Below are 13,228 nucleotides of genomic sequence, written 5' to 3'. Positions count from 1 at the left end.
GCCGGACCCGGGGCGAAACCTTCCCTTCACGCCCCGGAGGCCGCCGGGAAGAAAACATCTGAGAGCCTTTGTTCCGTAGAAGAACTATCTTCAGGAAAGGCCCTCCCATGCCCCTGGCGCTGCTCGCGCTCGCCGTCTCCGCCTTCGGCATCGGCACCACCGAGTTCGTGATGATGGGCCTGCTCCCGCAGGTCGCCGACGATCTCGGCACCTCCGTCCCCACCGCGGGCCACCTCGTCTCGGCATACGCCATCGGAGTCGTCGTCGGCGCCCCGCTGCTCACCGCCCTGGGCTCCCGCATCCCGCGCAAGCGGATGCTGCTCCTGCTCATGGCCCTCTTCACGGTCGGCAACCTCGCCTCCGCGCTCGCCCCCGGCTTCGGCTGGCTGGTCGCCGGCCGCGTCCTCGCAGGCCTGCCGCACGGCGCGTTCTTCGGACTCGGCGCCGTGGTCGCCGCCCGCCTGGTGCGCGAGGGGCGGCAGGCCCGCGCGGTGGCCACCATGTTCCTCGGCCTGACCGTCGCCAACATCCTCGGCGTACCGGCCGCGACCCTGCTCGGCCAGCACCTCGGCTGGCGGGCCACCTTCCTCGTGGTGTCCGCCGTCGGCCTGGTCGCCGTCGCCGCCCTCGCCCGCCTCGTGCCCCACGTCCCGGTGGACGAGCGGCAGAGCCTCGGCCGCGAGGTGCGCGCGCTCCGCCGCCCGCAGGTGCTGCTCGGACTGCTCACCGCCGTCTTCGGCTTCGCGGGCGTCTTCGCCGTCTACTCGTACCTGGCCTCGATGACCACCGAGGTGATGGGATTCGGGGACTCCACCGTCACCGTCGTCCTCGCCCTCTTCGGCCTCGGCATGACCGGCGGGGCGCTCGCCGCGGGCCCGCTGACCGACCGGGCGCTCCGGCCGACCCTGTACGGCTCCCTCGCCGCCCTCGTCCTCGCGCTGGTCGCCTTCCGCTTCACCGTCCACGTGCCCTGGCTGGCCCTGGTCACGGTCGTGGTGCTCGGCGCCGTCGGCTTCATGACCACCACCCCGCTCCAGATGCTGGTCATGAACAAGGCCAAGGACGCCCCGACGCTCGCCTCCGCCTCCAACCACTCCGCGTTCAACCTCGCCAACGCCGGCGGCGCCTGGGCGGGCGGCACCGCCGTCGCCGCGGGCTGGGGCTGGACCTCGCCGACGCTCGTCGGCGCCGGCCTCACGGTGGTGGGCCTCGCGATCGCCGCGGTCGCCGGCCTGCTCGACCGCGACCGGGGCACGGGGGAGGGGGCCTCGCGCGTCGTCGCGCAGAGCCCCCTCGCCACCGCGGACCGGCGGATCAGCCCGTCGTCTCCCGCCAGCGGTTCGTGATCGGCAGCCGCCGGTCCTTCCCGAAGCCCTTCGCCGAGATCTTGGTGCCCGGCGGGTACTGGCGCCGCTTGTACTCCGCCGTGTCCACCATCCGCAGCGTCTTCGTGACCAGTTCCTCGTCGAACCCGGCCGCCACGATCTCGTCCCGGCCCCGGTCCTGGTCCACGTACAGGGAGAGGATCGCGTCCAGGGTGTCGTAGTCCGGCAGCGAGTCCGTGTCGACCTGCCCCGGGCGCAGCTCCGCGCTCGGCGGCTTGGAGATCGAGCTCTCCGGGATCGGCGGGGTCTGGCCGCGCTCCTCGGCGGCCCGGTTGCGCCAGCGCGCCAGCCGGAACACGGTCGACTTGTAGACGTCCTTGATGGGCCCGAACGCGCCGACGGAGTCGCCGTACAGCGTCGAGTAGCCCACCGCCAGCTCGGACTTGTTCCCCGGCGCCAGGACGATGTGGCCCTCCTGGTTGGAGAGCGCCATCAGCGTCGTGCCCCGCAGCCGCGACTGGAGGTTCTCCTCGGCGAGGCCGGTGAGCCCGAGCGCCCCCATGTACGCGTCGAACATCGGCTCGATCGACACGGTCCGGAAGTGCAGCCCGGTGCGCCGGGCCAGCTCCGCGGCGTCGCCGCGCGAGTGGTCGGAGGAGTACTTCGAGGGCATCGACACCCCGTGGACGTTCTCCGCACCCAGCGCGTCGCAGGCGATGGCGGCGACGAGCGCCGAGTCGATGCCCCCGGAGAGGCCCACGAGCACCGAGCGGAAACCGTTCTTCGCGGCGTACGCCCGGACCCCGATCACCAGCGCCGAGTACACCTCCTCGTCGTCGTCCAGCCGGTGCGCGTAACCGCCCGTCAGCTCCGGCTCGTACGCCGGCAGCGGCTCCGCCGAGAGGACCACGCGGTCGATCGTCAGCCCGTCGTTCACCAGCCCCTCCGGCGCCTCGGGATCGGCGGCCGGCAGCTCCAGGTCGAGGAGCACGCTGCCCTCGACGAACTGCGGGGCCCGCGCGATCACTTCGCCGTCCGCGTCCACCACGATCGAGTCGCCGTCGAAGACCAGCTCGTCCTGGCCGCCCGTGCTCGCCAGGTACGCGGTCACGCACCCGGCCTCCCGCGCCCGCCGGCCGACCAGTTCCAGACGCGTGTCGTCCTTGTTCCGCTCGTACGGCGAGGCGTTGACCGACAGCAGCAGCCCCGCCCCCGCGTGCCGGGCCGCCGGCACCCGGCCGCCGTCCTGCCACAGGTCCTCGCAGATCGCCAGGGCCACGTCGATCCCGTGCACCCGGACCACCGGCAGCGTGTCGCCCTGGACGAAGTAGCGGTACTCGTCGAAGACGCCGTAGTTCGGCAGGTGATGCTTGGCGAAGCGCAGCACCACCTCGCCCCGGTGCAGCACCGCGGCGGCGTTCTCCGGCGAACCGGCCGGCCGGCCGAGCTTGGGCTCCGCCCGCTCGGAGCGGTCCAGGTAGCCGACGACCACCGCCACCTCGCCGAAGCCCTCGTCCGCGAGGCGGCGGGCGAGACCGCGCAGGGCCGCCCGCGACGCCTCCACGAACGAGGAGCGCAGCGCGAGGTCCTCGACGGGGTATCCGGTCAGCGCCATCTCGGGGAACGCGACGAGATGCGCGCCCTGTCCGGCGGCGTGCCGGGTCCAGTGCACGATCGCCTCGGCGTTCCCGGCGATGTCTCCGACGGTCGAGTCGATCTGATTCAGGGCGAGGCGTAGTTGAGGCACCCGGCCAGTGTAATCGTCACACCGACGCGATGTCCTGGGAAACGGGTCCGGAACGCATCGTCCGCGACCCGGAGGCCCTGCCCCGCACCCGACACGCACCGCCCGTACGAGCCCACCAGCGCGCGCCCTGTACGCGGCCACGTGTGCGCACCGGGTCCGTCCGCTCGGCGCGTCCGCCGCACGCCCCGGCCCCGCCCGGTCGATCATGGCCCGCATGGCGACCCCTGACGGACCGGCAGAAGGGCCCGGCCCACCCCGGCCGACGGCAACCCTCCGGCACGCCGTAGCGTCAGACCCACCATGCCCGGAAACGTGACGCGCGCCTCGGCCGCCCTGCTGGCCCTCGGCGCGCTCGCGTACACCGCCTGGGCCCTCGAAGCCCTGCTGCGGACCGGCCTCGACCCGGTCCGGACCTACGTCTCCGAACTGGCGGCCTCCGACCAGCCCTTCGGCACCTCCTTCCGCGCCGCCGACCTGCTGGCGGGCGCCCTGGTCCTGGCCGGCGCCGTCCTGGGGCGGGCCGGGACCCGGACCCCCCGCCCCGCCGCCACCCCCGCCCCGGGGCACCGCCGGCCGCCCGAGCCCGGGGGCACGCCGACCCCGGAGCCCGGCCGGGCACGCCGCGTCCGCGAGCCCTGGGCCCTCCTCGGCTGGGGCGCCCTCGCCCTCTTCGGCGCGGCCACCGTCGCCGACTCCCGCCTCCCGCTCAGCTGCGCCGCCACCGTCGATCCCGCGTGCGCCGCGCGCGAGGCCGCCGGGCTGGTGCCCGCCACCCACACGGCCCACGCGGTGAGTTCCGGTCTCGCCATGACCGGCGCGCTCGTCGCCCTCGTGGCCCTGACCGCGGCGGCCCGCCGGTACGGCCCCCGGCGGCCGCTCGCCCGCACCGGTCTCGTCGTCGTCGCCCTGGAGCTCGCCGCCACCGTCTGGACCCTCGCCGCCGTCGCCGCCTTCGAGGCGGGCCGCGGCACCTGGGCGCTCGGCGCCGGACAGCGCCTCCAGGTGCTCCTGGTCGCGGTCTGGCTCGCGGTCCTGGCGTACTCCCTGGTGACCTCGCCGCCCGCCCCGGAGCCGGAGGAGGAGCGGTGACCGGCAGGCCGGTCTTCGTCCGGATCGGCGGTGTCGCCCACCACGTCGTCGTCGAGGGCTCGGGCCCCGTCTGCGTCCTGAGCGCGGGCCTCGCGATGAGCTGGTTCGACTGGGACCCCGTCGTCCCGCTCCTCGCCCCGCACCGCACGCTCGTCCGCTTCGACCGTCCCGGGCACGGCCTCTCCCAGCCCGCCGCGGCCCCGCCCACCGCCGCCGGCGAGGCCCACCGGATCGCCGCCCTGCTCGACGCGCTGGGACTCCCCGGCCCCGCCACCGTCGTCGGCCACTCGATCGCCGGGTTCCACGCCGAGGCCTTCGCCCGGCTCCACCCGGACCGGACCGCCGCCCTCGTGCTCCTGGACACGTCGGTGGAGGAGCACCCCCGGGCGCGCGCGTTCCCGGCGACCGCCTCCCGCGTCCTCGGCGAGGTCCTGTGCGCCGCCGGACTCCCCGCCGCGCTCGGCCCCGCGGCGCGCCGCGCCGCCGTGCCCCACGACCCGGCCCCCGCGGACCTGGTGCGCCGGGTCTACCGCACCTCACGCGTCCTGCGCGGCGTCCTCCTGGAGAACGCCCACTACGGAGCCGTCGCCGCGGGGCTCCTCGCGCTGCGCGCCGCGCAACCCCTCCCGCCGGACCTGCCCGTCACCGTCCTCGCCGCCCCCGGGGGATCGGCGCGCTGGGAACGGCGCCAGCGCGAGCTGGCCCGGCGGCTCGGCGCCCGCTACGAGGCGGCCGTGCCGTCGGGCCATCTGGTCATGAAGGACCGCCCGGAGGCGGTCGCGCGGGCGGTCCTGAGCCCGCGGCGCTCCGGTCAGGAAGGCGCGTAGACGCTCTCGCAGAAGCCCTTGAGCTGCTCGTCCGAGAGGTGCTGGGCCAGGTCGGCCTCGCTGATCATGCCGATCAGCCGCTTCTCCTCGATGACGGGGAGCCGCCGGATCTGGTGGCCCTGCATCTCCTCCAGGACGGCGCCGACGTCCGCGTCAGAGTCGACCCAGCGGGGGGTGCCCTTCGACATCTCGCCGCAGGTGATCTTCGAGGGGTCGTGACCCATGGCCACGCAGCCGACCACGATGTCGCGGTCCGTGACGATCCCGCAGAGCCGTTCGTTCTCGTCGGCGACGGGCAGCGCGCCCACGTTCAGGTTGCGCATCATCTGCGCGGCGCGGTCGAGCGTCTCGTGTGCCGGGATCCACTGGGCCCCGGGGTGCATGATGTCCTTCGCCGTGGTCATGGGGTGGGTACCTTTCCTCGGACGTGGTCACACGTGCGTCCCCGAGCCCCCTCCATTGTCGGCGTACGCCACGGCCCCCGCGACCGCAGGGGTCACGGGGGCCGTGGGGGACCGGGGGCCCGGTCCGGGCCGTCAGGCGCCGCGCTTCGCGAGCATGTCCGCCATCAGCAGCATCTCGGACTTCTGGGCGTCGACCATGCCCTGGGCGAGGTTGCGCTCGATGTCCACCGAGCACTTCTGGACGCAGCCCTCGGCCATGTGGACCCCGCCCCTGTGGTGTTCGGTCATGAGCTTCAGGTACAGGACCTCGGCCTCGCGGCCGCTCGCCCTCCGCAGCCGGTCCAGCTGGGCGTTGGTCGCCATGCCCGGCATGAGGGCGCCGTCGAGCGGACCGGTGTCGCCGGAGCCGCCCATGCCCATCCAGGTCATCGGCTCGACGCCGGACTCGATCTTGGGCAGTCCCCACAGGTCGAGCCAGCCCAGCATCATGCCCCGCTGGTTGGCCTGGGTGTTGGCGATGTCGTACGCGAGCCGGCGCACCTCCTCGTTCCGGGTGCGGTCCCGGACGATGAACGACATCTCGACGGCCTGCTGGTGGTGGACCGCCATGTCCCGGGCGAAGCCGGCGTCCGCGGAGAGCGTGCCGGGTGTCGCGGGCGCCTCCTCCCGCTCGGCGGAGGCGACGGTGACGGCGCCCCCGGCGAACAGCAGGGCGAGGGCGACGGCCGTGACCGCCGCCCACTGCGTCCGGTCGGGCCGCCGGGGCGAGGTCGCCGGCGCGAGGTCGCCGTCGTCCCCGCCGGTCCGGCTCACTGGCCGATCCCGCCGGTGCAGGCGGCGCCCGGCTCGGGGGTCTGCGGGCCCTGGACGTACTTGGTGAAGAAGGCGTCGATGCGGGGGTCGCTCGCGTCGTCCACGGTGACCTGCTTGCCCCACGCGGACAGCATGAGGGCGCCGGACTGGTCGTCGACCGGGCTCATCAGCGTGTACTTGGTCTTGCCGACCTTCTCCTCCAGCTTCTTCACGTCGTCGGGGGAGGCCTTCTTGCTGTACGTCACCCAGACGGCGCCGTGTTCGAGGGAGTGCACGGCGTTCACCTCGGCGATGGGCTTCTTGTAGACGACGCCGTCGCAGTTCATCCACACCGGGTGGTGGTCGCCGCCGACCGGCGGCTTCATGTCGTACTTCACGGCCGTCTCGACGTGGTTGCGGCCGAGCTTCGCGGCGTCCCAGCTCTTCTCGGCGGTGATGGGGGCCTTCGCGGCCGCGTCCTTCTGGTCCTGCTCGTCCGACTTCTTCATCAGCACGAAGGTGCCGAAGCCGACGAGGCCGAGGACGACGACGCCCGAGACGCCGATCGTGACGAGGCGGTTGCGGCGCTCACGGGCCTGCTCGGCGCGGCGCATCTCCTCTATTCGGGCGCGGCGGTCGGCGTTGGCGGAGCTCTTGGCGGCCATGGTGGTGTCGTCCTTCTTCAGGGAGGGGGTGGAGTTCGGGGCTGGACGTGCGGAGGGCGGGAGCCCGCCGCCGCTACGTCCGGAGAACTTGAAGGACGTGCAGATCCGGCGCGCGCGGCCGGACACCGGAGCGGCGCGCGGCACCGTCGCCGGACGCCGGCTCGGAGCGCGGCGGCCCGTCCGCCGCGTGCAGCGGCGGATCGAGCGGAGGAGCGCTGAGCACCGCGGGGGAGAGCGAGGGGAACAGGGAGCAGCCGCCGCGGTCGTACGGGCAGACGTACTCCACGGCCGTCCCGCCGGCCGCGCGGGTGGCGGCGGCCGGGGTGCCGGTCGCACCGGTGCCCACGGTCGCCCGCGGAACGGCGTCCGCGTGGTGGCCGCCCGGCCCGGGACCGGCGCCCAGACAGAAGAAGAGCGCGGCGAGGAGCGTCGCCACGGCACTCACCAGTGCCATGGGACGCGCGTGCTGGGACGGGCGTACGAGCCGTGTGGCCCCCATGGGCGCAGATCGTAGTGGGCGCGGGGGCTCCGTGGGCCGAACGGGGTACCACTCGGTACCGGCGGGCGGGCGGCGCGGGGGCGGACCGACACCCGGACGCCGCCTTCCCCCGTTACCTGAGTCACACCCGAGCAGGCAGTATGGGTGTGCAACGTGCGCGAAACCATGTGGTGGGATGCTCAGGTGCCCCCCGATGTGCTCGAGGCGGTGGGAGCAGGCGGCCTGACCAGCGAGGATGGGTGTGGAAATGGACAAGCAGCAGGAATTCGTGCTCCGTACGCTCGAGGAGCGCGACATCCGCTTCGTACGTCTGTGGTTCACCGACGTGCTGGGCTTCCTGAAGTCGGTGGCCGTGGCGCCCGCCGAGCTGGAGCAGGCCTTCGACGAGGGCATCGGCTTCGACGGCTCGGCGATCGAGGGATTCGCCCGTGTATACGAGTCGGACATGATCGCCAAGCCGGATCCGGGGACGTTCCAGATCCTGCCGTGGCGGGCCGAGGCGCCGGGGACCGCGCGGATGTTCTGCGACATCCTGATGCCGGACGGCTCGCCGTCCTTCGCCGACCCGCGGTACGTCCTGAAGCGGGCCCTGGCCAAGACGTCGGACCTCGGCTTCACCTTCTACACGCACCCCGAGATCGAGTTCTTCCTCCTCAAGGACAAGCCGCTCGACGGCACCCGCCCCACCCCGGCGGACAACTCGGGCTACTTCGACCACACCCCGCAGAACGTGGGCATGGACTTCCGCCGCCAGGCGATCACGATGCTCGAGTCCATGGGCATCTCGGTGGAGTTCAGCCACCACGAGGGCGCGCCGGGCCAGCAGGAGATCGACCTCCGGTACGCGGACGCCCTCTCGACGGCCGACAACATCATGACGTTCCGTCTGGTGATGAAGCAGGTGGCGCTGGAGCAGGGCGTGCAGGCCACGTTCATGCCTAAGCCCTTCTCGGAGTACCCGGGCTCGGGCATGCACACCCACCTTTCGCTGTTCGAGGGCGACCGGAACGCCTTCTACGAGTCGGGCGCCGAGTACCAGCTGTCCAAGGTCGGCCGCTCGTTCATCGCGGGCCTGCTGAAGCACGCGGGCGAGATCTCCGCCGTGACGAACCAGTGGGTCAACTCGTACAAGCGCATCTGGGGTGGCTCGACCCGCACGGCGGGCTCGGGCGGCGAGGCCCCCTCGTACATCTGCTGGGGCCACAACAACCGTTCGGCCCTGATCCGGGTTCCCATGTACAAGCCGGGCAAGACGGGTTCCTCGCGCGTCGAGGTCCGCTCCATCGACTCGGGTGCCAACCCCTACCTGACGTACGCGGTGCTCCTCGCCGCCGGCCTCAAGGGCATCGAGGAGGGCTACGAACTCCCGGCGGGCGCCGACGACGACGTGTGGGCCCTCTCCGACGCGGAGCGCCGCGCGATGGGCATCGAGCCGCTCCCGCAGAACCTGGGCGAGGCGATCGCCCTGATGGAGAAGAGCGAACTGGTGGCGGAGACGCTGGGCGAGCACGTCTTCGACTTCTTCCTCCGCAACAAGAAGCAGGAGTGGGAGGAGTACCGCTCCGAGGTCACCGCCTTCGAGCTCCGGAAGAACCTGCCGGTGCTGTAGGGGCGGGCCGGAGCGGGGAGCACCCGGAACTCGGCCTCGGGGCCGGCGGTCGCGCACCGCCGGCCCCGAGCCGTTCCCACCAACGGGGCCGCCCGCGGGCCGTCCCCCGCTATTCCGTTGCCCGGGGTCCGGCGGGTGGTCCAGACTCGCGCCGTGAAGATCGAATCCGTCGCCACCGCGCGGCTCGTGCTGCAACCGCTGACCGCCGAGGTGGCCGGGGCCGTCGTCGCCGGGGAGCCCGGGCCCGGCTGCTCCTGGGCCGAGGGGTATCCGGGGGTCGCCGACGTCGCCGTCGCGGGACGGGCCGTGCGGCGCTGGGCGGAGGACGGGGACCCGGGGGTGTTCGGGGCGTACGAGATACGGCTGCTGGGCTCGGACCTCGCCATCGGCGGGATCGGGTTCCACGGACCGCCCGACGAGATCGGGGTGGTCACCGTGGGGTACGGACTCGTGCCCTCCCATCGCGGCAGGGGCTACGCCTCCGAGGCGCTCCGGGCGCTCGTCGAGGCCGCCCGCCGGGCCGGCGCCTCCGGGGTGAAGGGCGACGCCGACCTGGACAACCCGTCCTCCCACCGGGTGATGGAGGCCGCCGGGATGCGCCGCGTGGCCGAGGACGAGAAGCTCCGGCACTTCTATCTGGGCTTCTAGGTCCGGGCCGCCGGGCCGCCGGCCCACCGGGCCCCGGCCCGGCCCCCGGTGTCAGCGTTCCGAGAGGTCCGACGGCGCCTCCTGGACCGTCCAGCCGTTGCCGTCCGGGTCCGTGAAGGTCATGAAGGAGTTCCAGGTGCCGCCCCGGCCGGCCGTCCAGCCCTGGTCGCCCAGGTGCCGGACCTCCGAGACGTCGACCCCGCGCCCGGCGAGCTCCGCGTGCGCCGCCTCGATGTCCGTCACGCAGAACTGGAGGCCCTGGAGGCTGCCCGGAGCCATCGCCTTCGTGTCCGGCATCGGGGGCATTCCGCTCAGCAGCGCGAGGGAGCAGCGCGAGCCCGGCGGGGTGATCTGGACGATCCGCACCCCCGGCGCGGGCTCGGTGTCCAGGTCGACGGCGAAGCCGCACCGGGCGGCGTAGAACTCCTTCGCCCGGTCCATGTCGGTGACGGGGACCGGCACCACTTCCAGTGTCCAGTTCACGGGGATCTCCTCAGAAACGCCAGCGGGTCTGTCCGAAGGGGTCGCCCTTGGCGAAGCCGAACGCCGTGCGGGGCGCGACCGCGAACACCAGGGCCGTCCCACCGTCCCCGAGGAACGCCCCGTCGCGCACCTCGAAACGCCATTCCTCCCCGTACTTCTCGACCCACGCGCCGGCGAGGGCCGCGAGCCGGTCGCCGTCCGTCACCCGGACCGCCTCGCCCTCGACCACGAGGTCGAGCCCCCCGCCCAGCGAGGGCGTGCCGGTCGTGAGGACCACCGAGCCGTTGCCCTCCAGGTTGCGGGCCTTGCGCTCGTCCGGTCCCGTGCAGAAGTGCAGCGCGCCCTCCGACCAGACGGCGATCAGGGGCGTCACGTGCGGGCGCCCGTCGGGCCGCACGGTCGTCAGCCAGAAGACCTCGGCCGCCGCGAGCAGCGCCTCGGCCTCCGCCCAGGGGGCCGGGTCCGCCGTGGCGTCGCTGTACCGGGGGTCGAGGTCCGTCCGCGGGTTCCGCGGGTTCCGCGGGTTCTGCGGGTTCATCGGCGTTCCCTCCGTCGTCACGCGTGCGCACACGCACGCGCGCACTCACCGGTGACGACCGGTCCGGCCCGCCGAACTCATCGGTCCGCCGCGGCTCATTCGGCCGCCGCGACCACCCGCCCGGCCGGCGCCGCCGGGGTCCAGTGCAGGCGGCCGTCCAGGCCGATCGCCGCCACGCCGTCCGTCCCCGCGTCCGGCGCCCCCGCGAAGAGGAACCGCTCCAGCTTCCACGCCGGTCCGGCACCCGTCCTGCCGTGCGCCGCCGTCGCCAGGAAACCGGTCCGGGAGCGGACCGCGAGGAGCCCCTCGCCGCCGCTCACCGGGCCGAAGCCCGCGACGCCGCCGGGCAGCTCGGTCACCGGGGAGACCGGCGCGGCGCCCGAGAAGTCGGCGCTGCGCAGATCGCCGGAGGCAGGCTTGCGGAACCAGAGCCGTACGCCGTCGCCGTTCGGGGCCGGAGTGGCGCTGAGGGCCAGGGTCGTCGGCGGGAGCGCGGTCGGCGCCGGTCCCGTGAGCGGCCCGCCGGGCACGTGCCGGGCCCAGACGAGCACGCTCGTCACGGTGCTCGCGAAGACGTACTCCCGGCCCCTGCCGTCCGTCGCGGCGACCGGATCGCCGACGACGTCGGTGCCGCCGATCACCCGCCAGGGGCCCCAGCCGCCGTCCGCGCCCTGCTCGCGGGCCGTCAGGCGCCGCAGGCTGTCGCGCAGGACCAGGGTCGCGCGGCCGTCGGCGCCCACGGCCACGGCGGGCGCGCTGATGTCGGAGGTGCCGGCCGCGTCGCTCCGTTCGGGGGTCCCCAGCGAGCGCCACGGGCCGAAGGCCCCGCCGGGGGCCGTCTGCTCGGTGGACACGACCTCGCGGCGGTAGCCCGCCGGGCCGCCCGCCAGGAGCGTCCGGGTGCCGTAGACGGCGATCCGGCCGTCCGGCAGCGACACCGAGGTGATCCCGCTGTCCAGGCCCCCGCCGGGCAGCAGCGTCGGGCCCTGCCACGCGCCGCCGCCTGCGGGCTTCCGCCAGGCCGCGAGCTGCCCGTCGAGGACGGAGAAGGCGTGCAGCCCGCCGTCCCGGTCCCGCTGCACCCAGGAGGTCGAGGTGCCCCGGGCGTAGCGCACGGTCGCGGTCCAGCCGCGGCCGGCGGGCCGCGCGGCCACCTTCAGGTCGCCGCAGCCGGCGGGCGTCCCGCAGTCGTTGACGCCGTCAAGCCAGGCGTAGGTCTTGAGGGTCTTCAGCTTGTCGCCCGCCGTCTCGGGGTCGAGCGTGTGCGGCAGGACGCTGGTCGGGTAGCCGAGGTAGTTCTGCACGCCGACCCGCGGATGCCCGGGCAGCTCCGCGTACCGGGCGAGCGCGGCCTGCGCGAACCGCGCGCCGTACAGGTGGTCCTGGTGGTCGCGGATCTTCCCGGTCTTCGGGTCGGTGCCGGGGCTCGGGTCCTGCATGCGGACGAAGGTCGGGCGGAAGCGGTCGAGCAGTCCGGCGATCGTCGCCACGACCTCGTCCTTCGTGTACCGGAAGTCGGCGGCCACCGGGGTGCCCGAGGAGCGCTGCGACTCCAGGGTGTCGACCAGTCCGTGCCAGAGGCCGTTCAGGCTGTGCGGGCGGTACTGGTTGGTCGAACCGGCCTCGCGTATCTGCAGCCACACCAGCCTGACCTTCGGGTCGGCGCGCAGGGTGTCCAGCTCGGCCAGCCCGCCGCCGGCCGTGGGGATCGCCACCCGGTCCCAGGGGCTGGTCCGGCTGCCGGTTGCCATCTCGGAGTACGCGGCGCGGATGCCGTTCTGCCGGGCTTCCGCGTAGCCCGCCTTGTCGGCCCTGACCGCGGCGGCGTCGCGGGGGCGCGCGTTGACGCCGTCGGACTCGCCGGCCGTCAGGTAGACCGCGGCCAGCGGGGTGCCGGAGCGGATGGTCTGGGATATGTCCGGGTTCATGAAGAACAGGTCGTCGTCCGGGTGGGCCACGATCTGCATGACGGAGGGCGCGGACGCGGGCCGTCCCGCGGGGGACCGGTCGGACGGGGCGGGGCCCTGCGCGTCCGGACCGGTGGCCATCGGCACCGGGGAGGGGGCGGCGGCCCGGGGCGTGGCCGGGGACCGGGGCGCGGGCACGGCCGCGCCCGGTGTCGCCGTCTGGGCCGCGGCCGTCCTCGGCGTGCCGGTCACCGACAGGAGTCCGGCGAAGGTGCCGCCCACCAGGACGGTCGTGACCGCAGTGGAGACGGCCCTGCGGCGGGACAGGGGGAGACGGCGGCGGAGGCGTTCGGACATGGTCGGCGGCGCGCTTTCAACGGGTCGGGCAGGCGGGGCGGTCCCGCGCTGGGGGTACGGGACGGGGTCAGGGGTCGCCTGATCGGGCTCGGGCAGGCGGGGTCGTCCCGCACGTGCCTCGGGGGCCGCGTCAGGGTCGCTTCGGCGGGTTCGGGCAGGCGGGGGTGGTCTGCCCCCAGCAAGACGGACTTTCAAGGAATACGGTTCATCGCCCTCGAAAAGCCATCGATGTGCGGGACATCACGTGTGATCCGCCGCGAACCGCAGGCCTGAACGCCCCCGTCCCCCGCTCCGGATAGGCTCGATCCGCCCGGGTCCCGACCCGGGGGTGAGCCCCG

Annotated in this window: 13 protein-coding genes; 5 read left to right on the top strand and 8 right to left on the bottom strand. The window is 74.1% G+C overall.

The genetic code is table 11. From position 1 onward, the window contains the following. The first annotated feature begins 107 nt into the window (after nucleotides 1-107). Complete coding sequence (locus ACF09E_RS05010; protein WP_361850202.1) at nucleotides 108-1,346, top strand: MFS transporter; 1,239 nt, start codon at nucleotides 108-110, stop codon at nucleotides 1,344-1,346. Here ACF09E_RS05010 and ACF09E_RS05005 read toward each other — a convergent pair. Continuing rightward, nucleotides 1,315-3,072, bottom strand: a complete 1,758-nt coding sequence (locus ACF09E_RS05005) for an NAD+ synthase (protein WP_392203924.1) — start codon at nucleotides 3,070-3,072, stop codon at nucleotides 1,315-1,317. The two genes, ACF09E_RS05010 and ACF09E_RS05005, sit on opposite strands and share 32 nt — an antisense overlap. Before the next feature lie 300 nt (nucleotides 3,073-3,372). On the opposite strand from ACF09E_RS05005, the gene ACF09E_RS05000 reads away from it, so the two are divergent. Continuing rightward, on the top strand, nucleotides 3,373-4,161 hold the full coding sequence (locus ACF09E_RS05000; RefSeq protein WP_392203923.1) for a DUF998 domain-containing protein: 789 nt from the start codon (nucleotides 3,373-3,375) through the stop codon (nucleotides 4,159-4,161). Then, entirely contained in the window at nucleotides 4,158-4,988 is an 831-nt protein-coding gene (locus ACF09E_RS04995) for an alpha/beta fold hydrolase (protein ID WP_392203922.1), read from the top strand. The genes ACF09E_RS05000 and ACF09E_RS04995 overlap by 4 nt, the downstream gene beginning before the upstream one ends. On the opposite strand, the gene ACF09E_RS04990 is transcribed toward ACF09E_RS04995, so the two are convergent. From ACF09E_RS04990 to ACF09E_RS04975, 4 genes are all read right to left on the bottom strand, one after another. Further along, nucleotides 4,973-5,392 (bottom strand): CBS domain-containing protein, encoded by a 420-nt coding sequence (locus ACF09E_RS04990; RefSeq protein ID WP_361850209.1) that lies wholly within the window; start codon nucleotides 5,390-5,392, stop codon nucleotides 4,973-4,975. The genes ACF09E_RS04995 and ACF09E_RS04990 overlap by 16 nt on opposite strands. 132 nt (nucleotides 5,393-5,524) lie before the next feature. Continuing rightward, complete coding sequence (locus ACF09E_RS04985; RefSeq protein ID WP_392204423.1) at nucleotides 5,525-6,103, bottom strand: DUF305 domain-containing protein; 579 nt, start codon at nucleotides 6,101-6,103, stop codon at nucleotides 5,525-5,527. Between the two features lie 98 nt (nucleotides 6,104-6,201). Then, complete coding sequence (locus ACF09E_RS04980) at nucleotides 6,202-6,849, bottom strand: DUF3105 domain-containing protein (protein WP_388799507.1); 648 nt, start codon at nucleotides 6,847-6,849, stop codon at nucleotides 6,202-6,204. A 73-nt stretch (nucleotides 6,850-6,922) separates the two neighbouring features. After that, a complete protein-coding gene (locus ACF09E_RS04975; RefSeq protein WP_392203921.1) occupies nucleotides 6,923-7,348 on the bottom strand; it encodes a hypothetical protein in 426 nt (141 codons plus the stop codon). Nucleotides 7,349-7,595: 247 nt separating this feature from the next. Here ACF09E_RS04975 and ACF09E_RS04970 point away from each other — a divergent pair, with 247 nt between their 5' ends. Both ACF09E_RS04970 and ACF09E_RS04965 read left to right on the top strand, forming a co-directional pair. Continuing rightward, nucleotides 7,596-8,957, top strand: a complete 1,362-nt coding sequence (locus ACF09E_RS04970; RefSeq protein ID WP_392203920.1) for a glutamine synthetase family protein — start codon at nucleotides 7,596-7,598, stop codon at nucleotides 8,955-8,957. Nucleotides 8,958-9,110: 153 nt separating this feature from the next. Next, nucleotides 9,111-9,605 (top strand): GNAT family N-acetyltransferase, encoded by a 495-nt coding sequence (locus ACF09E_RS04965; protein WP_392203919.1) that lies wholly within the window; start codon nucleotides 9,111-9,113, stop codon nucleotides 9,603-9,605. A 51-nt stretch (nucleotides 9,606-9,656) separates the two neighbouring features. Here the strand turns inward: ACF09E_RS04965 and ACF09E_RS04960 are convergent, their stop codons facing one another. The 3 genes from ACF09E_RS04960 to ACF09E_RS04950 all read right to left on the bottom strand — a co-directional run bounded on the left by ACF09E_RS04960 (nucleotide 9,657) and on the right by ACF09E_RS04950 (nucleotide 12,890). Continuing rightward, a complete protein-coding gene (locus ACF09E_RS04960) occupies nucleotides 9,657-10,088 on the bottom strand; it encodes a VOC family protein (protein WP_392203918.1) in 432 nt (143 codons plus the stop codon). A gap of 10 nt (nucleotides 10,089-10,098) precedes the next feature. Next, nucleotides 10,099-10,626, bottom strand: coding sequence for a pyridoxamine 5'-phosphate oxidase family protein (locus ACF09E_RS04955; RefSeq protein WP_392203917.1), 528 nt, complete (start codon nucleotides 10,624-10,626; stop codon nucleotides 10,099-10,101). Nucleotides 10,627-10,721: 95 nt separating this feature from the next. Next, nucleotides 10,722-12,890 (bottom strand): PIG-L family deacetylase, encoded by a 2,169-nt coding sequence (locus ACF09E_RS04950; RefSeq protein WP_392203916.1) that lies wholly within the window; start codon nucleotides 12,888-12,890, stop codon nucleotides 10,722-10,724. Nucleotides 12,891-13,228: the final 338 nt, after the last annotated feature.

It is taken from the genome of Streptomyces sp. NPDC014891, assembly GCF_043081085.1.
Taxonomy (GTDB): Bacteria; Actinomycetota; Actinomycetes; order Streptomycetales; family Streptomycetaceae; genus Streptomyces.
This window is presented reverse-complemented; position numbering and strand designations above follow the sequence as displayed.